The following is a 26,372-nucleotide window of genomic DNA, read 5'->3' as shown; positions in this document are numbered from 1 at the left end:
CGCATGACCGGCCAGGACGTCTGCGTGACGGGTCTTGGCATGGTGACACCAGCAGGCGACGGTTGGCGGGCGGGATGGGAACGCGTCTGTGAGGGGCGGGCGACCGCAGCCCTGGGACGGGGGATGCCGGTCGCACATCTGTCCTGTGCCGTGGGCGACATCGACCCCGCACGACTGGGCAGAGCTCTCTCCCGCAAACCGGACCGCTGCACCCAGTTGGCATTGCTCGCCGCCCGGGAAGCGGTGAACGAGGCCGGGCTCGACCCCGGGCGCTGGGACGGCACGCGCGTCGCGGTCGTCATGGGATCGGGCAGCGGAGGATCGGGCACGCTCGAGGCGCAGCACCGTACGCTGCTGCAGAAGGGGGTGCAGGACATGTCGCCGTACGCGGTGCCGTCCTCCCTGAGTAACAGCGTGTCGGCCCAACTGGCCATCGAATTCACGGCCAGGGGCCCCAGCCACACGGTGAGCAGCGCATGTGCCTCGGGGACGACCGCCATCGGCACGGCACTGGACCTGCTGGCACTCGGTCACTGCGACATCGCCCTGGCCGGTGGCGCGGAAGCCGCGCTCACTGCCTTCAACATCGCCGCCTACGACCGGATCGGTGCGCTCTCGCACCGGTTCGAGGATCCTGCCGGAGCGCTGCGCCCCTTCGACGTCGAGCGGGACGGCTTCGTCATCGGCGAGGGCGCCGGAGTGCTGGTGCTGGAGCGCACCGTCGACGCCCGGGCCCGCGGGGCACGGCCGCTCGCACGCATCAAGGGCTTCGGCGCTTCGTCGGACGCGCATCACGTGGTGAAGCCCAGTCCCGACGGCGCCGGGCTCACGGCGGCCATCCGTCAGGCGCTCGCCCGGGCGGGTGCTGTGCCGGAAGACGTCTCGCACGTCAACGCGCACGGAACCGGCACGCCGATGGGCGACCGGGTGGAGGCAGCGGTGCTGGCCTCGCTGTTCCCGCACCGTCCTCCGGTGACCTCCACCAAGGGCGTGACCGGGCATCTGCTGGGTGCGGCCGGCGCGGTGGAGGCAGCGCTGACGGTTCTGTCGGTCGGACAGAGCCTCGTCCCACCGACCGCCAACCTCAACGAACTCGACCCGGCCGTGCTCCTCGACATCCCCACCAAGTGCCGCGAACAACCGCTACCGCTGGCGCTGTCGGTGTCCACCGGCTTCGGGGGACAGAACGCCGTACTCGTCGTCGCCCCCGTCTGACTGGGGTGCACGGGCGCCCGGTCCGGTTTCCGGGAACGGGTGGGAGGTGAGGTCGTCGGCCAGGGCGGGCAGGGCGATCAGCGGTCGCGGCAGATGCCGCACGAGTCCAGCCAGCAGTGTGTGGCGCAGGCTGGGCACATGGACGATGGGTGGGCGACGCCGGTGAACGGCTCTCACCGCCCGCTGCGCGACGCAGGGGGAGGGCAGGGTCAGCAGCCGGGGTGAGGGCGCGATGCCGGCGACCTCGTGGAATCGGGAGACCGTGTGGCCCAGCACCGGCGCGGTCAGGGCTACCGGTGATCTGCGCAGACGCCGGGAGCGCGCCAGGGACTCGGTCAGGGCCAGGCTGAAGGCCTTCGACGCACCGTAGGTGGTGCCCTGCCGGACGGGGCCGAGGGCCGCCACGGAGGAGACGTTCAGGATCCTCCCCCTGCCGCGCCGCAGCGTCGAGGGCAGCGCGGCGTGCAGGAGTCTGGCGGGTGCGACGACGTTGAGCGCCGGCATGTGCTGCTTCTGGGCCCACGTGGTGCGTTCGAAGGACCTGCCGAGACCGGCGTCGGCGTTGTTGACCAGGATGTCTGCGCCGTGCGCCGCTTCCGTCACCCAGCTCATGTCTGCCCCGTGCGCCGCTTCCGTCACCCAGCGGGGACGGGCGGCTCCGTTTCGCGCGGTTCCCTGTGAGGGGCGGCCGGGCTCTGGCTGCCCGTCATGGCCAGCGCGTGCATCTCGGCCACGAAGGCTTCCGCAAGGGGGCGGGTGTAAGCGCGGTGGGCGTCATCTGCGGCCAGACACAGGTGGAAGCGGTCTGCGTGCTGGCTGAGCAACGCCATGATTCCCATGCGTGCGGCAAGGTTCGGCATGGCGATGACGGACTCGGCGGTGCGTCCGTACAGCACCAGGGCATCGGTGCCCCACCGGGGGAAGGTGCAGGTGAAGGTGGCCGGGGAACGGCCGCCGAACAGGCGGCGGACGAAGACTCGCGCTCCGGCGGCACCCAGGCCGACGACGTGGTCAGCGAGCCAGGTCATACCCTCCGCTCTGCGCAGCCTCTTGTTCTCCTGCATCTGGTGCCCCACTTCGCGCAGTCGGGCCAGTGGGTCGGCCGTCTCCAGCGGCATGCGCACACGCACGGCCGATACGTAGTTGCCCAGCGCGTACGGCGCCTGGGGACCACGCAGATCCACCGGCACCGCGGCGTACACGCGGTCGAGCCGCGGGCCTTGGCCCAGGAGGTCCGGACAGGCGCGCACTGCCGCCGTGAAAGCAGCCAGAAACACGTTGTTGGGCGAAGTACGGCCTTCCGGCAGCGCGTTCCGGGCCGCTTCCATGACGTCGGCGCTGATGCCGTGCCACCCAACGGTCCGGCCTTCGTCCACCGGCTCGTTGCACGGGTAGCGTCCCGCGGGGCGCAGCATGCCCGCGACCGCATGAACCACGGTCCGCACGCCGACGGCGACCGTCGGTTCAGCTTCGAGCCCGTCAGGGGAGGGCAGTGCCGTGCCGGGCTGGTCGTCGCCCAGCAGACGCAGCACCGTGAACAGCGAGGCACCGTCCAGCAGAGCGTGATGGGCGCGCAGCACCAAAGCGAAGTGCCCCGGTGCGGCGTCCTGCACAACGCGCAACTCCCACAGGGGGCCGCCCGCGGCATCCGGCATGCTGCGGCGGACCAGGTCGGCCATCGCGTCCTCCAGGCGCTGACCACGGCAGAGGCGATCGTGCGTCACATGACGGGAGACGTCCAGCTTCTCCGCCACATGCCAGGAGTAGGGGCGCCGCAGCAGTCCCGCGCCATCGGTGTCCGGACGAAGACGAAGCCTCCGCACCGGTGCGAGGCGGTGGCCTACCCGATGATGCATCTGCTCACGTGTCGGCGCCGGGCCGGGAAAGACGGCCACCGCCGCGGCGGTGACCGGAAGGCGGCAACTCTCCTGGAGCAACGCCATGATCGCATCGGGCCCGCGCATCTTCATACAACCGGCATCCTTCGTCAAAGCCACAGGCCTCGTCGGCCTGCGGATGGTCAGGCCTCGGCAGGCCTCGGCAGGCCTCGGCAGGCCTCGGCAGGCCGATGAGGGCCAGTTGAACAACGCACTCGCAGCCGGTCACCGCGTTCGGGCGTCGCATCATCAAGGCTCACCAACGGCAGGGCGGGGGCGTACGAGGGAGCCCTCGCGAAGCCAGGACGTCCACCAGGACGGCACAACGTCAACGGTCCGCCCGGGGGAACGGTCACGTCCCGCCCACCGGCTCCCGTCCGCATCGCCGCCTGGCCACGTCCAGCGCCCCGGACCCTCTACTTCCTGCGTGTGAAGGAAACCGAACAGGCGTGACACGCACGACGCCACCACGTTGATCAGGCGCGTACGACCTCCCCCATGCCCTGCCGACGTCCCCTGATCCCCACCCCGCCCCACCCCGCCCCGGGCCCGTAACCAGGACAACACCGGCGCACGGACACCAGCCGACCGAGCACACGAGCCCGTCACGGCCGTGTACGAGCCGAAGGACCGTATGCGAAGCGATACCGGCCGCGAGCCCACGCAACTCGCCATCACACAGGAAACGACGACGGCCGCGGCACCCTCGTACACCAAGACGGTCCGCCCGGGCGCGCTGCCCCTGCTCGGACACGCCCCGCAGTTCGCCCGCAAGCCGCTCGACTTCCTGGCGTCTCTCTCCGCCCACGGCGATCTCGTACGCATCAAATTGGGCTCGCACACGGCGTACGCGGTGTGCCATCCCGCTCTGGTCCACCAGCTCCTGGTCGCGGACCGCACCTTCGACAAGGGCGGCCCGATCTATGACAAGCTCCGCGACATCGGCGGGAACGGCCTGGGTACATGCCCTGCCGCAGCCCATCGCCGACAGCGCCGGAGGATCCAGCCCGTCTTCCACCGTGACCGGATGCCGGGCTATGCCCTCCTCATGAGCGAGGAGATCGCCGCGCTCACCTCGCCATGGCGTCACGGACAGTCGATCGACGTGCCCGCCGCGATGCACCGGCTCACCACCGCTGTCACGGTCCGGTGTCTGTTCGACGCCGGCACCGACAGCTCCCGCCTTCCGGCCCTGCAGGCACACATCGACGCCCTGACCACCGGAGTCACCCGGCGCCTGGTGTGGCCCGTCCCTGTGCTGCACCGACTTCCCACTCCGGCCAACCGCCGCTACGAACGAGCCCGACGAGAACTGCGCGAGATCACCGACACGTTGATCCGAGACCACCGCTCGACAGCGGGGGATCGCGACAACCTGATGTCCGTGCTGACCGCCCCGGACGCCAACGGGGCGTTCCTGAGCGACACCGAAGTCCACGACCAGGTCATCTCCTTCCTTCTCGCGGGGGTGGAGAGCACCGCCAACGTATTGGCGTGGGCCTGGCATCTGATCGGTTCTCACCCCGACGTTCAGAGGCGCTTGCACGCCGAGGCCGACACCGTCCTCGCCGGCCGTGCTGCCCGACCGACCGATCTCGACTCGCTCGGGCTGACCGGCCGGGTCGTCACCGAAACGCTGCGTCTGTATCCGCCGGACTCGCTGATGACCCGCACCACCACCACCGACACCGTGCTGGGGGGTCACCTCCTGCGGGCCGGGACGACGGTCATCTACAGCCCCTATCAACTCCACCGGCGTGCGGACGTGTATCCCGAGCCCGACCGTTTCGACCCCGATCGCTGGCGAGACATCGGCAAGCCCCCGCCCGGCACGTGGGTGCCGTTCGGAGGAGGGCCACGCAAATGCATCGCCGACACCTTCGCCCACAACCAGGCGACGCTGACCCTCGCCACCATCGCAGCCCACTGGCAACTCAGCCCGACCCCCGGCCAGCAGGTCCGCCCCGCAGGCCAGGCAGTCCTCGCACCCCACCAGCTCTCCATGCGCCTGCTTCAGCGCCGGACCACCCCTCACAGGGACACCGGCGGCCGCGGCTGAGAGCCGGCACGCGCCGCACAGCCACTCGAAAGGGCACCATGACGCATCCCACGACCACAGCAGGCGACGCGCCCCCCGACGCCTACGGGAGCCCGCCGACCGGCCCCGTCGTCACCCGGTACGGCGCCTGATGGGCAACAACACCGTCTCCGTGATCACCGGAGCTTCCCGGGGCATCGGCCGGGCCGTGGCACTGCAGCTCGGCCAGGCCGGGCGGACCATCGTCGTCAACTACCGCCGCGAGACAGCCGCCGCCGAAGAGACGGTGGGCCGGATCACCGACCTCGGAGGGCACGCCGTCGCCGTGCAGGCCGACGTCAGCACCGAGGCGGGTGTCCAACGACTCTTCGCGGCCGCCGAGTCCTACGGCCGCCTGGACCATTTCGTCTCCAACGCCGCAGGCACCTCCTTCCGCCCGGCGGCGGAGGTGGCCTCACACCACCTGCGGCTCAGCCACGAGATGAACACGCACGCGTTCGTGCGGGCCTCCCAGGAGGCCGCGCGTCTGATGACCGGCAGTGGAGCGATCGTCGTCCTGACCTCAGTGGGCAGTACCCAGGCTCTGCCCCACTACGCCCTGATGGGGGCGGAGAAAGCGTCACTGGAAGCATGGGCCCGGTACCTGGCCTGCGAACTGGCGCCCCGACAGGTGACGGTCAACGCCGTGCGGGGCGGACTGGTCAGCACCGACTCGCTGGACAAGTACGCAGCCGCGGCCGGCCTCGACCAGAGCGACCTGGTGCGCGGCATTCCGCTGGGGAGACTGGGCACGGCCGGCGAGATCGCCCAGCTGGTGGCCTTTCTCCTGTCACCCGCAGCCGCGTACATCACAGGGCAGGTGCTGGTCGCCGACGGAGGCCTCAGTGTGGCTTCGCCCTTCCCCGGGCGCCCGGCAGCGCCGCTGGACGGCGCCGTTTCACGCGCCCGTGACGTCGGCGCCGGGCGGCGGACCGCAGAACACCCGGTACCGAAGAACGCAGAACACCCGGTACCGAAGAACGCAGAACACCCGGTATCGAAGAACGCAGAACACCCGGTACCGAAGAACAGGGAGCCGGCACGTTCGCTGCCCCTGCCATCAGGGTGCTCGACGACCCGGTGATCAACGGCAGCGCCCCGCGGCCGGACCACGCCGCACGCATGCCGACACATTGAAGGAGCAGACCGTGATCCCGCCCCTCCCCACCAGTGTGGGCATCCGCAGCATCGGCGGTTACCTGCCGAAGGAGATTCTTGACAACGCGGAGTTGGAAGGAATGCTCGACACCACCGCCGCATGGGTCGAAGAACGCCTCGGTATCTATCAGCGGCACATTGCCGCACCGGACCAGCAGGCCTCCGACCTGGGCCTGGCCGCCCTGCAGGAAGCGCTGGACAACGCGGGCGTTCCCCTGCGTGACGTGGATCTTCTGATTTGCGGCACGGTCACCCCCGATCACATGCTCCCGGCCACCGCCGCCGCCATCGCCCACAAAGCCGGTCTCAACGGCGTCCCCTGTTTCGACGTCAACAGCGGTGCCTGCGCGGGCGGGGTGTTCGCCCTGGACGTCGGAGCCCGTTATGTCGCGTCAGGGCAGTACCGGTGTGTCGCCGTGGTCCTCACCGACGTCATGAGCAGGATCTGCGCCACCGACGACCGCACCACGCGAGCGATCTTCGGAGACGGCGCGGCCTGCTACCTCCTGCAGCCCTGCGAGGCCGGACGGGGAATCGGCGTCACTCTCCTGAGGACAATGCCTGACTGGTACTACACCGCGCACGTGCGGCGCAGGCCCAGTCAGGACCCGCATGCCAACCTGTTCAGCGGAGACAACGCCCTGGTCATGAACGGTGCGGAGGTGCGCGATTTCGCACTCGACACCATTCCGCACTTCATCCAGGAGGTTGCCGCCGCGGAGGGGATCAGCGTCGACGCAGCGGACCTCATCGTGCTCCACCAAGCCAACGCCCGTTTGATCCCGAAGATCCTCCAACGCGTCGGAGTCTCCGCCGACAAGACGGTGGTCACCGCCGGCTACATGGGCAACACCTCGGGAGCCAGCGTTCCTCTCGCGCTCTGCGAAGCCCTGAAACAGGGACGGATCCAACCGGGAAGCCTCATCCTCGCGGTGGCCTTCGGCTCAGGCCTCAGCATGGGTGGAACCGTCATCCGGTGGTGCGCAACGGAAGACTTCCCTCTCCTGCCGAAGTGAGCGACCACAGAGCCGCTTGTCGGCCTCGGCTCAATGCCTCGCCACATGGTTCCCCAGGGGCTGTTCCCTCAAGCCCTCTGCGGGGTGCGAGCGTTGGGCAGCGGCCCGTGTCCCGCACTCACCCTTACCGGGGCGGCCCACCGGGCGCGCTGCCAGGCCCTCCAGATTGGTCCTCGGGGGTCACGCCTTGAGCCCGCGGGGGCTGCCCCGGTACGACACCCGAGCGGCGTGTCCAGCCCGGGAGGGTCGACGGCGAGGTTGCCCTCCCGTCGCACCTCACACGTACAAAGGAGCCGCCCCGTGGGCCGTCCGGCACCGCCGCAGGCCGGGCACCGGGATGTCACCCGCTGGACGTGACCTCTCACTTTGGCGCCAGTTAGTCCAGCACGAACGGGGAGACACACACCAACGCGAGGTGCCCGCGCCCTCGCCCTGCCTCTTTGGTGGCCACCGAATGATTCAGCGCCCGAATGTGGTTGACGGCTGTTTTCTCCGATATGAGCAAGAGCAGCCCTCCTTCCGCCCCTACAGCGGATTGATCATGCGCGCGGCGGGTCCGCCTCCAGCCGTGGACCGGGTGAGGGAGCAGGTCGCCGACCGTGTCGGACGCATGCCGGCGCTTGCTTGGCGGGTCAGCAAGCGAGGCCGCCGCACGGTGTGGGAGGTCGACCCCCACTTCCGCCCGCACGATCATGTGCATGAAGTCCGCCTTGCCGAAGGCGCCACCGTTGAGGAAGCGGTCGACGATCTGCTCTGCCTTCCCATGCCCGAGCAGTCACCGCGCTGGGGAATCTGGCTCATTCACGGCTACTCAGACCGTGAGTACGTCCTGTTCTACCGCTCCCACCACGCCGGCCAGGACGGCCAGGCGATGATGGACACGCTGACAACACTGTTCGGAACGCAGACATCCGTCGCCCCACTTGCTCCCGTCGGCGCGCCGGCCGCCACGCAGCCCTGGTGGCAGCGCATCCCGGCGCGTGCCATCGCCCAGAACCTGAAGGATCAGGTAGAGGCTCTGCGCCCCACGCTGTCCTGGTCGCCACAACGCCCCCTGACAGGCAGGGCCCGGGTCCGGTCGGCTGCCGTGCCCATGGCGTGGCTGCGTGAAACCGGGCAGGCGATGGGAGCCACCTCCAACGACATCTGTCTGGCCGCTCTCGCACAGGCCATGCGCCAGTGGCTGCCCGAGAATTGGATCGCGTCTGGCCAGCACGGGCGTGACCTGCACGTCTGTCTGCCCGTCAGCCTGCGCGAACCGGAAGAACGGTTCATGGTGGGCAACAGACTCTCTGCCTGCCGCATCCCGTTGTCGTTCTGGGAAGACTCCATCCCTGCCCGTGTGGCCGCTATCTCCCGGGCAACGGCTCCGGCCAAGACCGAGGAAACGCGGCGGGTGCTCAGGGCTCAGCTGCGTCTTCCGGAACGGCTTGTCTACCGTTTCCTCCGGCAGAGCACGCAGGCCCGAAACGGCCTGGACACAATCGGTCTGGTACGCCTTCCGGAACGGCTGGCGATGGGAGCCGACCCCATTGAAACCGTGGTGGTCACACAATTCCTCCATGGGGAGCACGCCCTCGGCGTGGCGTTCCTTGCGTACGGCGGCACAGTCGTCGCCAGCGTCACCGCCGACTGCGCCCTGGACGACGCCGGAGACCTCGCCGCCCTGTGGGCGAGCGCCGTGGAACATATGTGGCACCAAGCCGCCGCCGGTTCCCGCAAGTCCGTGCAGGTACCGACGACGTCGGCATGACGTCCGACCAGGGGCCGGCTCGTGGGCACGCGGCCGGGGGACCGCCCCGCGTCGCCGTGCAGGCCGGCTGCGGCGAGGAGTTTGCCGGTGTGGCGGGCGATGGCTTCGGTGGGCGGGACAAATGTCGACGCGGGAGACGGCGTAGTCGAAGCGGGCCTGGTTGGTTCTGGGGTCGCGGGCTTCGGCGAGGGTGACGGAGCTGGTGATGACGCGGATGTCCTCGGCTTCGGCGGCGGCGAGCCATTCGGTGAGTTCGGGTGTGCGGCGTACGAGTGTGGACAGACCTTCGCAGTCCAGGACGAGGGTGCCGCTCACGAGGCGTCCGCCGAGCCGGCCGCGTCGCCGCGCAGGAGCGCTCGCTTGGCATCGACCGCAGCCTGGTCGACCGAACCGTGCTCGGCTTCGGCGTCCTCGATGAGTTCACGCAGCCGGTCGGGCTCCAGTTGGCGCCGGATGAGGGCTTCGACGTAGGCGGACATGCCGCGTATCCAGAACTCTTGTTGCTGGGTGGTTCTGCGGCGCTGCGGCTTGCCGTTGCCGTACCAAGCCCTCGGAGACACAGGCGTGCGAGAGCGCGGCCTGGGCTTTTGGGCGATATACAGTCATTTGGGTGTCCAAGCTTGCCGTCAGACCTGATTCTCTGGAGTCCTTCCGATGACGTCGATGAGCCGCCTGACATGAGGCCCCACCCGACGCGGGGGCGGATCACGGCGCTGGACGCCTACGACATCCGGTTTCCCACGTCTCGTCGGCTCGAAGGGTCGGACGCGATGAATCCCGATCCGGACTATTCGGCGTCCTATGTGATCATCCGCACCGATGCCGGGGACGGGCTGGAGGGGCATGGGTTCTGCTTCACCATCGGCCGGGGCAATGAGGTCGAGGTGGCGGCGATCAACGCCTTGCGCCCGCATGTGGTGGGGCTGCGGCTGGGAGAGGTCCTGTCCGACCTCGGCGGGTTCTGCCGCTCGCTCGTCGGTGACAGCCAGCTGCGATGGCTGGGGCCGGAGAAGGGCGTGGTCCACATGGCCATCGGGGCCGTGGTGAACGCCGTGTGGGACCTGTACGCGAAGCGGGAGGGGAAGCCGCTGTGGAAGCTGCTGGCCGACCTCGCGCCCGAGCAGGTGGTCGCGTTGATCGACTTCCGCTACGTGGAGGACGCGCTGACCCCCGATGAGGCGCTGGGGATTCTGCGGCGGGCGCGGGACGGGATGGGGGAGAGGGAAGCGCGACTGCTCGCCGAGGGGTATCCGGCGTATGCCACGTCTCCCGGCTGGCTCGGCTATCCGGACAGCAAGGTCGCCGGGCTGGCCCGGGAGGCCGTGGACAGTGGGTTCACGCAGATCAAACTCAAGGTCGGCGCCGATCCGGAGGACGATGAGCGGCGGTGCCGTACCGCGCGGGAGGTGATCGGCCCCGGGGTGCGGATGGCGCTGGACGCCAATCAGCGCTGGGGGGTCGCCGAGGCGGTCGGGTGGGTCCGGCGGCTGGCGGAGTTCGACCCGTACTGGATCGAGGAGCCGACCAGTCCGGACGACATTCTCGGGCTCGCGGCGATCCGCCGGGAGGTGGCGCCGGTGCGGGTGGCGGCGGGCGAACACGTGCACAACCGGGTGATGTTCAAGCAACTGCTCCAGGCGGACGCGCTCGACTTTCTGCAGTTGGACGCCTGCCGGGTCGGGGGAGTCAACGAGAACCTGGCGATCCTCCTGCTCGCGGCCAAGTTCGGGATCCCGGTGTGCCCGCACGCCGGCGGGGTGGGTCTGTGCGAACTCGTGCAGCATCTGGCGATGTTCGACTATCTGGCGGTCTCCGGCACCCTCCAGGACCGGGTCATCGAGTACGTGGATCATCTGCACGAGCACTTCCTCGACCCGGTCGTGATCGTCCGGGGGCGGTACGCGGCCCCGACCGCCCCCGGCTTCAGCTCGGCGATGCGGCCCGAGTCGCTCGCCGCGTACGCGTTCCCCGGTGGCGCCGCCTGGCAGGCCCCGTACGACGAGTCCTCTGCTGGACCGTACGACGAGCCCCCGGCTGAAGGACCGCCGGCTGAAGGGCCCTCGGCATGAACACCGGGGAGGAATTCCAGGGGTTGGCCGCGGTCGTCACCGGCGGGGCGTCCGGGATCGGGCTGGCCACCGCCGAGACCCTGGCCGCGAGGGGGTGCCGGGTGGCGGTGCTCGACCGGGTTCCCGGGGCCGTGCCGGCGTGGCTGCACCCGGTACAGGCCGATGTCGGGGACGCCGCATCGGTGGCCGATGCCGTGAGCCGGGTGGCGGAGCTGTTCGGAGGCCTGGATGTGGTGGTCAACAACGCCGGCATCGGCGCCCAGGGCACCGTCGAGGACAACGCGGACGACGAATGGCACCACGTGCTGGACATCAATGTGCTCGGCATCGTCCGCACCAGCCGGGCGGCGCTGCCGTATCTGCGCCGGTCTCCCAGCGCGGCCATCGTCAACACCTGCTCGGTCGCGGCGCTGGCCGGGCTGCCGCAGCGGGCGCTGTACGCGGCCAGCAAGGGCGCGGTGCTCGCGCTGACCCTGGCGATGGCCGCCGACCACATCGGCGAGGGCATCCGGGTCAACTGCGTCAACCCGGGCACCGTGGACACCCCCTGGGTGCGTCGGCTGCTCGAACACTCCGACGACCCGGAGGCCGAACGCGCCGCTCTCATCGCCCGCCAGCCCACCGGCCGGCTGGTCACCGCCCAGGAGGTCGCGGACGCCATCGCGTATCTCGCCGGGCCGCTGGCCGGTGCCACCACCGGGACGGCACTCGTCGTGGACGGAGGGATCCAGGGCATCCGCACACGTCCGGACACCTTCCACTGACCTGACCTGACCTGACCTGACCTGACCTGACCTGACGTGACCGACCACCGACCACCGACCGATGACCACCGACCGATGACCAACGACCGACCGACCGCTGACCGACCACCGACCACTCACTCGGAGCCGAGCACCATGAAGCGACGCATCGCCGCTGTCGGAACAGTCCTCGCACTCGGCTGCGGGCCGGCCGTCACCGCCTGCGGCGGGGACACGAGCAGCACCGACGACACCGCTTCGGGCGAGGTCGGGGTGGTGCTGCCGCTGCTGGCCTCACCGTTCTGGGAGTCGTACGACTCCTACATCCCCGAGCAGGCCGCCGCCCAGGACGTCCGCCTGCTTCAGACGGTGAACTCCGACTCCGATCCGAGCAAACAGATCACCGACATCCAGAATCTGCTCGCCCAGGACGTGAAGGGCCTGGTCGTCTCGCCGCTGGACTCCGCGGCGATCGTCGCCGGGCTGAACGCCGCGCAGCGCAAGGACGTGCCGGTGGTCGCCGTCGATGTGGCGCCGGACAAGGGCAAGGTGGCGATGGTGGTCAGGGCCGACAACCGTGCCTATGGGGAGAAGGCCTGTCGGCACATCGGCGAGGCGGTGAAGACGGGCAAGGTCGTACAGATCCAGGGCGATCTGGCGTCGGTCAACGGGCGGGACCGGTCGGAGGCGTTCAGCGCGTGCATGAAGAAGGACTACCCAGGCATCAGGGTGCTGGACGTTCCCGCCGTCTGGAAGGCGGAAAGGGCGGCGGCCGGTCTGGAGGCGCTGTACACCGCCAACCCCGATATCAAGGGCATCTACATGCAGGCCGGCGGTGTGTATCTGGCCCCCACGTTGAGCACGCTGCGGCGGCACGACGCGCTGGTGACGGCCGGTAGTCCCGGGCACGTCGTGATCGTGTCCAACGACGGCATCCCGCAGGAGCTGGATGCGATCCGCAAGGGTCTGATCGATGCGACCGTCTCCCAGCCGGCCGACCAGTACGCCAAATACGGCATCTACTACATCAAGCGGGCGATGGAGGGCGAGACCTTCCACCCGGGCCCGACCGACCACGACAGCACCATCGTCCGACTGCCCGGCGGAATCCTGGAGGACCAGCTCCCGGCACCGCTGGTGACCAAGGACAACGTCGACGACGCGTCGCTGTGGGGCAACCAGATCGGCAAGAGCTCCTGACCCGGGAGAGCGTCTCCCCGGGCCCCCGGGAAGCGAGACCACGATGAACCGGACGCCACCGGCCGACCCTCGTGCCGATGACGCCGGCCACCGCGCGGTGGCCGAGGCCCACGGGATCCACAAGCGCTACGGGCCCACCGTGGCCCTGGACGACGTGGGGATCGCCGTACGGGCCGGTGAGTCGCACGCCCTGGTCGGCCGGAACGGGGCCGGCAAGTCGACCCTGGTGGCCGTCCTGACCGGACTGCAGCGGCCGGACCGTGGTGTCGTTCTGTTCGACGGCGAACCCGCGCCCGGCCCGGCGGACCGTGAGGCGTGGCAGCGGCGGGTCGCCTGCGTCTACCAGCAGTCGACGATCATCCCTGCTCTCACGGTCGCCGAGAACCTGTACGTCAACCGGCAGCCCACGGGGCGCGGCCAGGTGATCAGCTGGCGGCGGATGCGCGCGGCGGCCCGCGAGCTGCTGGACGAATGGGGTGTGGAGGTCGACGAGAACGTGCCGGCGGGCCGCCTCACCGTCGAGGACGCCAAGATGGTGGAGATCGCGAGGGCGATCTCGCGCGGAACCCGGTTCATCGTTCTGGACGAGCCGACCGCCCAGCTGGACAGCCGGGCGATCGACCGTCTGTTCACCCATGTCCGGCGGTTGCAGCGGGCCGGGATCACCTTTCTCTACATCTCCCACCATCTGGAGGAGGTCTACGCCGTCTGCCAGGTCGTCACCGTCCTGCGGGACGCCCGCTGGATCACCACGGCGCCCGTGGGCGAGCTGGGCCGGACCGAACTCGTCGAGGCGATGACCGGAGGGCGGGGCGCGGGGGCGGTCCCCGGCTCCGGCGCGATCCGGCCGCGGTCGGTGGACGCGCCCGTGGCGGTACGGGTGAACCGGCTGAGCGGCCCGCACTTCACTGACGTCAGCTTCGTCGTCCGGTCCGGCGAGACGGTGGGGCTGACCGGGCTCGCGGGCTCCGGGAGCCATCAGGTCGCCGAGGCGCTGGCCGGGCTGTACCGGCCCGACAGCGGGCGGATCGAGGTGCTCGGCCGTCCGACGCGGCCGGGCAGTGTCCCCTCGGCGCTCGCGGCGGGTGTGGGCTGTGTGCCGCGCGACCGGCACCACGAAGGGCTGGTACCGGAACTGTCGGTGGCGGAGAACGCCTCCCTGAGCATCATGGACCGGCTGGGGCGGCTCGGCGTGATCTCGCGCCCGGCCCGGGACGCCTTCGCCCGGCGGACGATCACCGGTCTCGACATCACGACGGACGGCCCGCACCAGCCGGTCAAGGACCTGTCGGGCGGCAATCAGCAGAAGGTCGTCATGGGCCGGGCGCTGGCCACCGACCCGGGGGTACTGGTGCTCATCAACCCGACGGCGGGTGTCGACGTGCAGTCCAAGCGGGCGCTGCTGTCGGTCGTCGACCGGGCCAGGGCCGCGGGACGCGCGGCGCTCGTCGTCTCGGACGAGCTGGCGGACCTGCGGAGCTGCGACCGCGTCCTGGTGATGTTCAACGGTTCTCTCGCCGCCGAGTACACCGTCGGCTGGACCGACGAAGAACTGGTGGCCTCGATCGAAGGGGTCGGCACCGGCCATGAGTGACACCGCGCCGAACGGCCCGACGAACGGCGGCCCGACGAACGGCGGCCCGATGCCGGGTGGCGGGCCGGACGGAGCGGTCCGCCGTCCCGTCCGCACGATCGCCCTGGGGCGGATCCGGGACCTGGCGCTGCTGCCCGCGGTGCTCCTGCTGCTGGTCATCGGTGCGGTCAGCAACGACAGCTTCCTTGAACGGGACAACCTGCTGAACGTGCTCAGCGCCTCCTCGGCGCTCGGACTGCTGGTGCTCGCCGAGGCGATGATCCTGATCAGCGGCAAGATGGACCTGTCGCTGGAGTCGATCGCGGGGCTCGCCCCGGCCCTCGGCTTCATGGCCGTGCTCCCGGCCGCCTCGTCGGGGTTCGGCAGCGAGCTGCCCGTCTGGTTCGGCCTGCTGATCATTCCGCTCACCGGGGCGCTGATCGGCACCGTGAACGGACTGCTGATCGTCAAGCTCCAGCTCAACGGATTCATCGTGACCCTGGCGATGAACATCGTGCTGCGCGGAGTCCTGGTCGGCATGGTGTCCGGCAAGACCTTGTTCGACGCCCCCGCCGCGTTCCTGGCCCTCGGGTCCGACACCTGGCTCGGCGTCCCCGTCTCCGTATGGGTGACCGGCGCCTGTTTCGCGGCCGCCGGGTGGGCGCTGCGCCACCACCGGCTGGGACGCGCGGTGTACGCGGTGGGCGGCAACGCCCCCGCGGCGCGGGCGGCGGGCATCCGGGTCGACCGGGTGGCCTGGGGGGTGCTGGTCATCGGCGGGACGCTGGCCGCGGTGGCCGGTCTGGTGATCGCCGGACGGGTCGGGGCGATCAACGCCAATCAGGGACAGGGCCTGATCTTCACCGTGTTCGCGGCCGCTGTCATCGGCGGCATCAGCCTGAACGGCGGCAAGGGCTCCCTGGCCGGGGCGCTGCTCGGAGTCCTGCTGCTGGGCATGCTGGAGAACCTGCTCACCCTGGCGCAGGTGTCGTCCTTCTGGATCCAGGCCATCTACGGCGCGATCATCCTGGTGGCACTCATGATCGCCCGGCTCACCACCGGCGAGGGCCAGGAGTAGGGCGAGGCCCAGGAGCGGTCCGAGGAAGGAGCAGCGATGGGCGATACCTCATAGAATGACCCATATGCCATCCGTCAGATGGGACGGCCGTCATGATGTTCCCCAAGGAGGTAACAACGGACGGAACGCATGGACCGTTCGAGATGGCGAACGTGGCTGCCGTGGTGATCGACGCGAACGGCACGGTCATCGGCTGGACGGGGGCCGCCGAGCGGCTCCTGGGATACGTCGCGGCGGAGGTCCTCGGCCGCTCCGCCGCCACTCTGCTGGCGCAGCCCGAGGACGCGTCACGGGCGGCCGAGGTCGCCGAGGAGTGCGGGACCCGGGAGAGCTGGGGCGGCCTGGTGGGCGCCCGGCACCGTGACGGCCACCGTCTCGAGGTCGGGCTGCGGGTGACCGCGATGTCCGACACCGACGACCGCAGGTCCTGGCTCGTCTCGGCGATCGACGTGGCGAAGGCTCCGACCTGGGCGGTCAGCGGGGAGGTGCTGGAGGGTTTTCTCACCCGCTCACCCCTCGGGATGGCCGTGCTCAGCCCGGACCTGCGGTACGTGTGGATGAACGACACCCTGGAGCGCTACGGCGGTGTGCCGCGCGAGGAGCGGCTCGGGCGCCGGATGTCGGACTCGTTGCCGGGCCTGAACACCGAGGCGCTCGAAGCACAGATGCGGCGGGTGCTGGAGACCGGCGTGCCGGTCGTCGACTACGAGTACAGGGGCTGGACCTGGGCGGATCCGCACCGGGAGCACGCCTACTCCACCTCCTTCTTTCGGCTCGACGACCCGGACGGCAGCCCGCTGGGCGTGTGCTACATGGGCATGGACGTCACCGACAGATGGCGGGCCCGGGAGCGCCTGGCCCTGCTCAGCGAGGCCAGCGCCTGTATCGGGGGCACGCTGAACGTGATGCGGACCGCCCAGGAACTGGCCGACTTCTCGGTGCCGAGGCTCGCCGACTTCGTGACCGTCGATCTGCTGGAAGCGGTGCTGCAGGGTGAGGAGCCCGGTTCGCGGCCGTCCGACGGCACGTATCCGGCGCGGCGTGCCGGGCAGCAGTCGATCCACGAGGGCTGTCCGGAATCGGTGATCGCCACCGGCGACCCGATCGCCGCCCCCATGTCGTCGCCGTACATCCAGAGCATGGTCAACGGCACCTCGATGCTGGAATCGTCGCTGGACCCCGACACCACTCCGTGGGTCGCCGAGGACCCGGCCCGGGCCGCGAGCATCAGGGAGTTCGGGATGCCCTCGGCGATGTGGGTGCCGCTGTCCGCGCGCGGCACCGTGCTGGGAGTGGCCACCTTCATCCGTACGGAGCATCCGGATCCGTTCGAGGAGGACGATCTGCTGCTCGCCGAGGAGCTTGTCAGCCGGGCCGCGGTGTGGGTGGAGAACGCCCGCCGCTACACCCGTGAGCACGCCGCGGCGCTGGCCCTGCAGCGCAGTCTGCTCCCGCAGGGGCTGAACGGCGGGACCGCCATGGAGGTGGCCTCGCGCTATCTTCCGGCCGATGCCCGGGAAGGGGTGAGCGGCGACTGGTTCGATGTGATCCAGCTGTCCGGCGCCCGGGTCGCCCTAGTCGTCGGTGACGTGGTCGGGCACGGCCTCAACGCCGCGGCGACCATGGGCAGGCTGCGTACCGCCGTACAGACGCTCGCGGACATGGACCTGCCGCCCGATGAGCTGCTGGCCCACCTGGACGACCTGGTGATCCGCCTGACGGAGGAGAAGGGCGGCGACGACGAGCCCATCGCCACCGCGGTGCTGGGCGCCACCTGCCTCTACGCCGTCTACGACCCGGTCACCCAGCTGTGCACCATGGCTCGGGCCGGACATCCGCCGCCCGCCGTGGTCACCCCCGCCGGCAAGGTCGTCTTCCCGAACCTTCCGGCGGGCCCTCCGCTGGGCCTCGGCTCGTTGCCCTTCGAGTCCGCCGAGATGTCCCTCCCCGACGGAAGCCTGATCGCCCTCTACACCGACGGCCTCATCGAGAGCAGCGACCAGGACATCGACGTCGGGCTGTCCCGCCTCAGCGATGTGCTCGCGCAGTCCGGCCTGCCGCCGGAGGAGCTGTGCTCGGCGGTCGTGAACAAACTGCTGACCGGCCCGCAGACCGACGACGTCGCTCTGCTCCTGGCCCGGCCGCATGCGCTGGGCGCCGACCGGGTCGCCTCGTGGGACCTGCCGACGGATCCGGCGATCGTGTCGAGCGCCAGGGAGCTGGCCGTCCGCCAGCTCCTCGGATGGGGGCTGGAGGATCTGGCGATGACCACGGAACTGGTGGTCAGCGAGCTGGTCACCAACGCCATCCGGCACGGCACCGCACCCGTCCGGCTGCGCATGATCCGGCATGACAAGTTGATCTGCGAGGTGTCCGACGCCAGCAACACCTCCCCCCGGATGGGCCACGCGCGGACCACCGACGAGGGCGGCCGGGGGTTGTTCCTGGTCGCCCAGCTGACCCGCCGTTGGGGTACGCGCTACACCCGGGCCGGAAAGATCATCTGGGCCGAGCAGGACCTGCCGAGGCGGACGGGCGACCGGGGCGGGCGCTGACGGCCCGGGTGCTTGAGAGCTCCACTCGAACCCCACGCGTCACGCATGCCGAGATGCTGTCGCCTCCCGTGCCGGACCGGTGCTGGATGGCATCGTCCGACCCGTGTCCTCGCAGGACGCCCCGGTGACGCGTGACTCCGAGACAACCGTCGCCGGTCGTGTCGCGGAGCGCCTGCTCCGGAGGCATGGGTGGGGACAGCCGGACTCTGATCACGCGGATGAGGGGGCGGCACCGCACGTGGGGGTCCTCGGGGTCCGACGTCAGGACGGTCACGCGGATGCCCTCGGCCTCGGCGGCGGCGAGCCGCTCGGTGAGTCCGGGTGCGCGGCGTACGAGCTTGGACAGGGCTTCGACCGGGCCGGGCTCGGCTTCGGCGTGCTCGATCCACGATCCACTGCGAGAACTACAAGTACTGGTTCCAGGGCCGCCCCGACGGCGTGGGCGGGCCACACCTGGGCGGGCCACACCTGGGCGGGCACCAGAACCGGTACTGGTTCGGGAAGGCGCACTCGAAGCACACGAGGATCCTCGTGTGGGTGTGGCCCGTGGGGACCGTGGATGTCCGCCTGGCGGCCATCCACCGCGACGAACCGTCGATCACACGAGGGTCGTCACCAGGCTGTACCGGGGAGGATGTCGTCGATGCCACACCACCCAGGGAGGGGAAGTGCAGCGCAGATGGCTGCTCGGCGCCGTGGTTGCCGTGACGATCACGGCGGCCGGGTGCACAGGGGACGAACCGGGCACGGCGGACGACAAGGGGGCCCGGCGGGCGGTGGAATCCTACGTGGACGCCCTCAACTCCCGTGACGCCACCGCACTGATGCGTATCGGTGGCGTCCCGGAGGATCAGCGGGCGAAGAAGGAGGCCCGGCAGATCCTCGCGGAGAAGGGCGGCCGGGATCTGAGGATCGTCGATCTGGAGGTCGACTACGACTTCGGCCCGGACGTGGGCTCGGCCAGGCTGGTGGCGGAGGCCAAGGCGGGGGAGGACCTTCGCGAAACGGTGACCGTCATGCGGGAAAGCGGCGCATGGCATGTGGTGATCTTCGTTGACCGCCCGTCGGACAAGTCGTCATCGGCGACGGACAGACCCGCGTGACGCGGCAGCCGTAAGGACCGCTGCCGGTGGCCACGCAGCGCGGGAGGTTCCGGGTCCGGCTCATCGACGACGGCGTGTCGGCCTGACGTCCGCGCCACGTCGTCGACGGTCTCCTGGCGGGGCCGGTCGCAAACGGTTGTGTCCCGCGCTCCTGTCGGCATGTGCTGTCGCCTGCTGTCGCGGCTGATCTGCGCGGGCTGTCCGGGGAGCCAAGAGGAGCGCCGGGTGAATGGAAAACGAGATAGACCGAGAAAGGCCGACAGGGAAAGAGAAAGGAATGAAAGGAGCGAGAGGGGACGGGAAGGGATGAGAGTGACCGATAGGGGATGGAAAGGGCCGGGAAGGCCAAGTGGGGGTGAGGCGTCGAATATCGTTTGACCTGCGGGAATGTCATGGATCAAGCAGGGGCGAGGATGCCTGCCCGGGAATTCTTTCGGCTCGGCATGCGTGGGTCCCGGTTCGAATCCCGAAGGCCGTCGCATCCCGTCTCGTGGGCTCGATCGGTGGGCGCCGACGGCGTCCGCCGCCCCGCCTGGGCGAGAGGGGCGGGCAACCGGGCTCGCCGAGTGGACCGTTCGGCCTCTCCGCGGGTGCCCGTGGGTGGTGCTGTTCGGGAGGCGTCACCGATGGGGTGCGCGTGGCGGTTGGGGGTGAGGTGACAATCTGGTGAGGCGGGTGTGGCAGGCGTTCGACAGAGCGACTCAGGTTTGACGTGATGTGCGTCACATTCGCTTTGTTTGTGCGAAGGTTGCGCGAGGCTGGATGCACAGTGTCGGTGGGGAGGTCGGTGCCTGCCCGGGTTGCCCGCAAGTGCTTTGCTGTTGATGAGGTTTGGGGATGCGTCAGCCGCATGAGCCGTCTGGGGGCGGGTGCTCGGGTGGAGTGTGCTGTTCGCTGATGCAGATTCGCTCTGTGGAGTATTCGTGACTTCGACAGGTGAATTCTGTGTTTCTCGTGTGTCGAGAGAGGTCGATTCGGCCCTAGATTTCCCCGCGTAGACCGCGCACGTCGCACATTTCGGCCACGTGTTTGGGCAAGGCTCCGGCTGGGGGTTCTGGGTTCGTGTCGGATTTCTTCGACGATGTCTGGTCATGGATGGTCATGGTGGCCGCCGAGACATCGTGGCGCGAGTTGATGCCGTTGGGCATCGCCGGCGCCTTCGTCTGGGGCCTGTGGCTCTATCGGGCAGTGCTCTCCCGGTTCGCCAAGCCAGTGGTGAACAACTACCGGACCACGGTGTCCGTGGTGGTCCCCGCATACCGGGAGGACGCGAGCATCCTGCTGGACTGCCTGGACACCTGGCTGGCGCAGGATCCCACCGAGGTCATCATCGTCCCGGACGTGGAGGACACGGAAGTCCTGCGCAGGCTGGCGCAGGTGACGGATCCCCGGGTCCGGGTGCTGGCGTTCGAGCACCGCGGGAAGCGGTCGGCCCTGGGGGTGGGGATCCGGGCCGCGACGAGCGAGCTGGTGGTGCTCGTGGACTCGGACACCCGTTGGGAGCCGGGACTGCTGGCCGCCGTCCAGATGCCCTTCGTCGACCCCGCGGTCGGCGGTGTCGGCACCCAGCAGAACGTCTACCAGCGCCGGACCAGCGTCTGGCGGCGTATCGCCGACTGGCTGGTCAACCTCCGGTACTACGACTACGTCCCGGCCATGGGCCGCGCCGGCGCCGTGGCCTGCCTGTCCGGCCGGACGGCGGCGTACCGGCGGGCCGCGATCGAGCCCGTGCTGGAGAACCTCGAGAACGAGTTCTTCCTGGGCCGGCGCTGCGTCGCCGGTGACGACGGACGGCTGACCTGGCTGGTGCTGGCCTCCGGCTACAAGACCGTGCACCAGTCCTCCGCACGGGCGATATCGATGTTCCCGTCCTCGTTCCGCGCCTTCGTCAAGCAGCGCGTGCGCTGGAGCCGGAACTCCTACCGCTGCTATCTGACCGCCCTGTACAAGGGCTGGCTCTGGCGGGTCCCCCTGGTCACCAAGATCACGGTGCTGCAGATCCTGCTGACGCCGGTGACGATGGGCATGGCGCTCGGGTACCTGTTGTTCAGCCGCCTGGAGCTGACCGGCCGGGGCGTGGTCCTCGTACTGATCTGGCTGCTCGTGGGGCGTGGCATCCGTGGCTACTCCCACCTGCGCAAGCATCCGCAGGAGCTGCTGCTGCTGCCGCTGCTCGCTCTTGTCGTCATCATGATCTCGCTGCCGATCAAGCTGTTCGCCTTCCTCACCATGAACAGGCAGGGCTGGCTGACCCGCACCAGCGACCGCATCGGCGGAGAGGGACAGGACTCCTCCTCCCTGGGAGGTACGACGCGGGTCACCGCGTCCTCGTGGCCGGAGGTGCAGCAGTCATGACGCGTCAACATCTTTCGTCCGTCCGGCGGACGCTGCGGGGCGCGGTCGTGCTGCCGCTCGCCGCCGGTCTGCTCCTCGCTTCCGCGGCCACCTCCCCGGCCGCCGACGGAGACGGCAAGCCGCAGGTCAGCGCCGCCGACGCGGAGAACGAGACCGCGCTCGTGGCCGCCGAGGACCATCGTCTGGACCAGGTCCGCGCGGTCGCCGCCGTCGCCCCCCTGAAGGGCGGCGAGTGGAAGGCGCCGTACCGGCTGGACACCGGGGACGGCTACACCCTGGTCCTCACCCAGCGCAGCAACGCCTACACCGTCTCGGACCTGCTCGAACTGGCTCCGCAGACGTTCGTCCGCCAGCCGGACGGCGCGTACCTGCTGACCGAGAACATCTATCTCAACGCGGGTGCCAAGCTGAAGCTGTCCAACCCCGGCGGACTGACGCTGCGGATGGCCAGCAGCAACAAGGGCTTCGTCAGCATCGTCTCCTTCGGCGGCCGGCTCACCCTGGAGGGCACCCCGCAGGCGCCCCTGCGGATCACCAGCTGGAACGACAACAAGAAGAAGCCGGACAAGGACGTGCGGGACGGCCGGGCCTACATCCGCGCCATCGGCGGCCAGTTCTCCATGAAGTACGCCAAGGTCGGCGATCTCGGCTTCTGGAGCGGGCGCACCGGTGGCCTGAGCCTCACCGGAACCGACCGCCCCGACACCGGCAACATCGAGGACTCGACGGTGGCGCCGGGCTCGAAGGGCGGCAGCGGCGGCGTCGTGGCCCAGCCCTCCGGCTCGCTGGCCACGCCGGACACCCGGTTCTCGGTGCCCAGCCTCTCCTACGTCTCTGCGGAGATCGGGCACTCCACCCTCACGGGCAACGCCTTCGGGCTGTTCCTGTCCGGCGCCAACGGCGTCAGCATCAGCGACAGCACCGTGCGCCGGAGCCTGGAACACGGTGTGGTCCTGCATCGGTTCGTCACCAACGCCGTGGTCGAGCGGACCGTCTCCAAGGACAACGGCGGCGACGGGTTCGTGCTCGCCCGAGCCACCGAGCAGGTCCGGGTCAGCGGTTCCACCGCCGAGGGCAACGGCGGCAACGGGTTCACGCTCAGCGGCCGGCCGCTGGCCAGCGGCCCCTCGGCATCCGGCGAGTCCATCAGCAGCTACGGCTCCAACTCCGTGTCCGACAGCACCGCCAGGGACAACGGCCACTACGGCATCGAGATCTTCGGCGGCAAGGACGTCGGCGTGCAGAACAACCGCGTCGAGGGCGGCGACATGGGCATCGTGGCCCGCAAGGACGCCACCAAGGTCGCCATCACCGGAAACCGGCTCGTCGGCCAGTCACGGCAGGGCATCTCGGTGCGCGACGGAGTGACCGCCGCGACGATCACGGGCAACATCGTCGAGAGCACCGAAACCGGCATCTACATACGGGACTCGGTCGGCGAGATACGCGGCAACACGATCCAGGACGGCACCAACCACGGGATCAGCCTCGTCGGCGGAGTCGACGAGTCGATCATCACGTACAACGTCATCTCCGGGGTCGGCCCGAGCGCCGTGGACACCACCCGGGCCCACGGTGGCATCGCGGTCAGGGAGAACCAGACGTTCGCCTGGCACGACACCAGCTCGTTCTGGGTCAAGTTCCGGCACTACGCCAGCCCGATGACGCTGCTCTGGACGTTCATCCTGCTGCTCATCCTGATCTCGGCCGTTCTGGGCCGACGCCAGGGCCGCAAGGGACACCGTCACGGCGGACAGCGCCTGGGCAGGCACCCGTACGAGGACAAGAAGTCGGTGACCAACAGCGCGTCCGTCGTCGAGGTCCCCCTCCGACAGGTGCCCGAGCGCAGCTGGTTCTCCAAGGAGGACGAAGAGACCACCAGCCTGCGCGCCCTGACTTCCCAGTCCGTCCCAGCCGCCCGTCCGCCCCGATGACGACGCGTTCCCGCTAACCGGAGTTGCCTCCCATGTCTTCCGAACCGACCACGTCGAACCCGCCGCCCACCCCCGAGCGCGGTCCCGCCCGGCAGCCGGCCCTCTGGCTCGCGGGGGGTGCGTTCCTGCTCGCTCTGACGGCGCTCATCGTGGCGGTGACGGGTGACGGCGGATCGGAACCGGAGGTGACGGCCGGGGCCACCACCGCGGGACCCAGGACGCCCGAGGCGTCAGCGAACGAGGAGGAACCGTCGGCCCTGCCGACCCGGTCGGTCATCGAGGAAGCCCCGACCGAACAGGCCACCAGCGGTTCGGTGCCCGACGCCGCGGTGACCTGCCCGGCCGCCTCCGTCAAGGTGAGCGACACCGCCACGCTCGAACAGGCTCTCGCCCAGGCGCGACCGGGAGACAGCATCGCCCTGGGCAACGGCACCTACGTGGGCAACTTCACCGCCGAGGTCTCCGGTACCGCCGCGAAGCCGATCTTCCTGTGCGGTGGTGCCGGAGCGGTCGTCGACGGCGGCGACACGGACGACGGCTACGCCTTCCACCTGGACCGCGTCAGCAACTGGCGGCTGGTCGGCTTCACCGTCCGCAACGCCCAGAAGGGCGTGATGGCGGACGGCGTCGTGGGCACCGTCATCCAGGGCCTCACCGTCGAACAGATCGGTGACGAGGCCATCCACCTGCGTAACTTCAGCTCGGACAACATGGTCCGGGACAACACCATCCGCGACACCGGCCTGCGCCGCGAGAAGTACGGCGAGGGCGTCTACATCGGCACCGCCAAGTCCAACTGGTGCACCGTGAGCGACTGCAAGACGGACACCAGCGACCGCAACGTGGTGCTCGGCAACGACATCAGCGACACGACCGCCGAGTCGATCGACATCAAGGAAGGCACCAGCGACGGCAAGGTCATCGACAACACCTTCGACGGATCGAAGCTGAGCGGCTCCCACAACAACGACTCCTGGGTCGACGTGAAGGGCAACGGCTGGCTGCTCCAGGGCAACACCGGAAGCCACTCCCCCGAGGACGGCTTCCAGACCCACAAGCTGGTCAACGGCTGGGGCACCGGCAACATCTTCAAGGACAACACCGCGAACGTGGACGGGCCCGGCTACGGCTTCCACCTCACGTCCGACGGCAACAAAGTCACCTGCGACAACAAGGCGAACGACGCGGCCGAGGGCCTCGCCAACGTCGACTGCGCCTCCTGACCGCCTCCGCCCCCTCGCTTCCGCAGGCCATCACCGGCTCGTGCGGCGGGCCGACATGCCCGACACACCTCTGGAGACCACCATGACCTCGTCGGACGACACCGACACAACCGCGCCCCGCCTCACCGTCATAGGCACCGGCTACCTCGGCGCCACCCACGCCATCTGCATGGCCGTCCTGGGCTTCGACGTCCTCGGCGTGGACGTCGACCCCGGCAAGATCGAGCGGCTGAACTCGGGCGAGGTGCCGTTCTTCGAGCCCGGACTGCCCGAACTGCTCGCGAAGGCTCTCGACAGCGGCCGGCTGCGGTTCACCACGAGCTTCGCCGAGGCCGGGGAGTTCGGCGACGTCCACTTCGTCTGCGTGGGCACGCCCCAGCAGCGGGACTCGTACGCGGCGGACATGACCTTCGTCGACAGCGCGGTGAGCGAACTCGCCCAGCACCTGCGCCGGCGCACCCTGGTGGTCGGCAAGTCCACGGTCCCGGTGGGCACGGCCGCCCGGCTGACGGAGATCGTCCGGCGGACCGCCCCGGCCGGAGCGGACGTCGAACTCGCCTGGAACCCGGAGTTCCTGCGCGAGGGCTACGCCGTCGACGACACCATGCGGCCCGACCGGCTGGTCTTCGGCACCGAGTCGGAGTGGGCCGAGGAGCAGCTGCGCGCCGCCTTCGCCCCGGTGATCGCCCAGGGCACCCCGGTGGTCGTCACCGACCTGCCCACCGCCGAACTGGTCAAGGTCGCCGCCAACTCCTTCCTCGCCACGAAGATCTCGTACATCAACGCCATGGCGGAGGTCTGCGAGGCGACCGGCGCCGACGTCACGGGTCTCGCTCAGGCGCTGGCCTACGACGACCGGATCGGCGGCCGGTTCCTCAAGCCGGGCCTCGGCTTCGGCGGCGGCTGCCTGCCCAAGGACATCCGGGCCTTCAGCCACCGTGCCGAGGAACTGGGAGTCGGCCAGGCCGTCTCCTTCCTGCGCGAGGTCGACGCCATCAACCAGCGGCGCCGGGCCCGCACGGTGGACCTCGTCCGCGAACTGGCCGGCGGAGAGCTCGCCGGAGCCAAGGTGACCGCGCTGGGGGCGGCCTTCAAGCCCAACTCCGACGACATCCGCGACGCCCCCGCCCTGGACGTGGCCAGGACCCTGCACCAGGCCGGCGCCCAGGTGACCGTCATCGACCCGGCGGCCGTGGAGAACGCCCGCCGCGCCTACCCGGACCTGACCTACGGCACGGACGTGCTCACCGCGGCCACCGGGGCCGACGTGGTGGTGCTGCTCACGGAATGGGCCGAGTTCCGGGAGATCGACCCGCAGGCCCTGGGTGCGGTCGTGGCCCGGCGCCGGATCGTCGACGGACGGCACGCCCTCGACCCGGCGCAGTGGCGTGCCGCGGGGTGGGACTACCGCGCTCTGGGCCGACCCTGACCGCACGCCTGCCG

Annotated in this window: 19 protein-coding genes and 1 pseudogene; 16 read left to right on the top strand and 4 right to left on the bottom strand. The window is 69.8% G+C overall.

Annotated features, from left to right (window positions below):
- Positions 1-3 precede the first annotated feature (3 nt).
- Entirely contained in the window at positions 4-1,215 is a 1,212-nt protein-coding gene (locus AWZ10_RS32690) for a beta-ketoacyl-[acyl-carrier-protein] synthase family protein (protein WP_046704357.1), read from the top strand.
- Here AWZ10_RS32690 and AWZ10_RS32685 read toward each other — a convergent pair.
- Both AWZ10_RS32685 and AWZ10_RS32680 read right to left on the bottom strand, forming a co-directional pair.
- Entirely contained in the window at positions 1,144-1,827 is a 684-nt protein-coding gene (locus AWZ10_RS32685) for an SDR family NAD(P)-dependent oxidoreductase (RefSeq protein WP_060892786.1), read from the bottom strand. The genes AWZ10_RS32690 and AWZ10_RS32685 overlap by 72 nt on opposite strands.
- Before the next feature lie 23 nt (positions 1,828-1,850).
- Positions 1,851-3,158: a wax ester/triacylglycerol synthase domain-containing protein gene (locus tag AWZ10_RS32680; RefSeq protein ID WP_244172618.1), complete on the bottom strand. Its 1,308-nt coding sequence runs from the start codon at positions 3,156-3,158 to the stop codon at positions 1,851-1,853.
- 568 nt (positions 3,159-3,726) lie between these two features.
- Here AWZ10_RS32680 and AWZ10_RS32675 point away from each other — a divergent pair.
- The 4 genes from AWZ10_RS32675 (at position 3,727) to AWZ10_RS32660 (ending at position 9,096) form a co-directional block, all read left to right on the top strand.
- The gene (locus AWZ10_RS32675; protein WP_234360821.1) at positions 3,727-5,151 is read left to right on the top strand and encodes a cytochrome P450; all 1,425 of its coding nucleotides are present in this window, start codon (positions 3,727-3,729) and stop codon (positions 5,149-5,151) included.
- Between the two features lie 130 nt (positions 5,152-5,281).
- Positions 5,282-6,253 (top strand): SDR family oxidoreductase, encoded by a 972-nt coding sequence (locus tag AWZ10_RS32670; RefSeq protein WP_063809813.1) that lies wholly within the window; start codon positions 5,282-5,284, stop codon positions 6,251-6,253.
- Positions 6,254-6,317: 64 nt separating this feature from the next.
- The gene (locus tag AWZ10_RS32665) at positions 6,318-7,343 is read left to right on the top strand and encodes a 3-oxoacyl-ACP synthase III family protein (RefSeq protein ID WP_063809812.1); all 1,026 of its coding nucleotides are present in this window, start codon (positions 6,318-6,320) and stop codon (positions 7,341-7,343) included.
- Between the two features lie 454 nt (positions 7,344-7,797).
- Positions 7,798-9,096: a wax ester/triacylglycerol synthase domain-containing protein gene (locus AWZ10_RS32660; RefSeq protein ID WP_159058430.1), complete on the top strand. Its 1,299-nt coding sequence runs from the start codon at positions 7,798-7,800 to the stop codon at positions 9,094-9,096.
- Between the two features lie 53 nt (positions 9,097-9,149).
- Here the strand turns inward: AWZ10_RS32660 and AWZ10_RS55280 are convergent.
- Together AWZ10_RS55280 and AWZ10_RS52550 are read right to left on the bottom strand one after the other, a co-directional pair.
- Positions 9,150-9,411 (bottom strand): annotated as a pseudogene (locus tag AWZ10_RS55280) (type II toxin-antitoxin system VapC family toxin); the annotation flags it as partial.
- Entirely contained in the window at positions 9,408-9,575 is a 168-nt protein-coding gene (locus AWZ10_RS52550; RefSeq protein ID WP_167366010.1) for a hypothetical protein, read from the bottom strand. The pseudogene AWZ10_RS55280 and the gene AWZ10_RS52550, both read right to left, overlap by 4 nt.
- A 198-nt stretch (positions 9,576-9,773) precedes the next feature.
- Between AWZ10_RS52550 and AWZ10_RS32655 the strand changes: the two genes are divergently transcribed.
- The 11 genes from AWZ10_RS32655 (at position 9,774) to AWZ10_RS32605 (ending at position 26,358) form a co-directional block, all read left to right on the top strand.
- Entirely contained in the window at positions 9,774-11,165 is a 1,392-nt protein-coding gene (locus AWZ10_RS32655) for an L-fuconate dehydratase (protein ID WP_046706148.1), read from the top strand.
- Positions 11,162-11,929: an SDR family NAD(P)-dependent oxidoreductase gene (locus tag AWZ10_RS32650; RefSeq protein ID WP_046706147.1), complete on the top strand. Its 768-nt coding sequence runs from the start codon at positions 11,162-11,164 to the stop codon at positions 11,927-11,929. Before AWZ10_RS32655 ends, AWZ10_RS32650 begins: the two co-directional genes overlap by 4 nt.
- A 135-nt stretch (positions 11,930-12,064) precedes the next feature.
- Positions 12,065-13,108 (top strand): sugar ABC transporter substrate-binding protein, encoded by a 1,044-nt coding sequence (locus AWZ10_RS32645; RefSeq protein ID WP_173531553.1) that lies wholly within the window; start codon positions 12,065-12,067, stop codon positions 13,106-13,108.
- A 43-nt stretch (positions 13,109-13,151) separates the two neighbouring features.
- Entirely contained in the window at positions 13,152-14,702 is a 1,551-nt protein-coding gene (locus AWZ10_RS32640) for a sugar ABC transporter ATP-binding protein (protein WP_046706145.1), read from the top strand.
- A 49-nt stretch (positions 14,703-14,751) separates the two neighbouring features.
- Positions 14,752-15,759, top strand: coding sequence for an ABC transporter permease (locus AWZ10_RS32635; protein ID WP_046706153.1), 1,008 nt, complete (start codon positions 14,752-14,754; stop codon positions 15,757-15,759).
- 95 nt (positions 15,760-15,854) lie between these two features.
- Positions 15,855-18,314 (top strand): SpoIIE family protein phosphatase, encoded by a 2,460-nt coding sequence (locus tag AWZ10_RS32630; RefSeq protein WP_107084564.1) that lies wholly within the window; start codon positions 15,855-15,857, stop codon positions 18,312-18,314.
- 668 nt (positions 18,315-18,982) lie between these two features.
- Positions 18,983-19,417, top strand: coding sequence for a hypothetical protein (locus AWZ10_RS32625; RefSeq protein WP_046706143.1), 435 nt, complete (start codon positions 18,983-18,985; stop codon positions 19,415-19,417).
- A 1,062-nt stretch (positions 19,418-20,479) separates the two neighbouring features.
- The gene (locus tag AWZ10_RS32620) at positions 20,480-21,772 is read left to right on the top strand and encodes a glycosyltransferase family 2 protein (protein ID WP_107084562.1); all 1,293 of its coding nucleotides are present in this window, start codon (positions 20,480-20,482) and stop codon (positions 21,770-21,772) included.
- On the top strand, positions 21,769-23,706 hold the full coding sequence (locus tag AWZ10_RS32615; protein ID WP_234360823.1) for a right-handed parallel beta-helix repeat-containing protein: 1,938 nt from the start codon (positions 21,769-21,771) through the stop codon (positions 23,704-23,706). The genes AWZ10_RS32620 and AWZ10_RS32615 overlap by 4 nt, the downstream gene beginning before the upstream one ends.
- A gap of 32 nt (positions 23,707-23,738) precedes the next feature.
- Positions 23,739-24,929, top strand: coding sequence for a right-handed parallel beta-helix repeat-containing protein (locus AWZ10_RS32610; RefSeq protein WP_060892783.1), 1,191 nt, complete (start codon positions 23,739-23,741; stop codon positions 24,927-24,929).
- Positions 24,930-25,011: 82 nt separating this feature from the next.
- Entirely contained in the window at positions 25,012-26,358 is a 1,347-nt protein-coding gene (locus AWZ10_RS32605; RefSeq protein WP_046707134.1) for a UDP-glucose dehydrogenase family protein, read from the top strand.
- Positions 26,359-26,372 lie beyond the last annotated feature (14 nt).

Origin of the sequence: Streptomyces europaeiscabiei (assembly GCF_001550375.1) — a bacterium.
Lineage (GTDB): Bacteria > Actinomycetota > Actinomycetes > Streptomycetales > Streptomycetaceae > Streptomyces > Streptomyces europaeiscabiei.
This window is presented reverse-complemented; position numbering and strand designations above follow the sequence as displayed.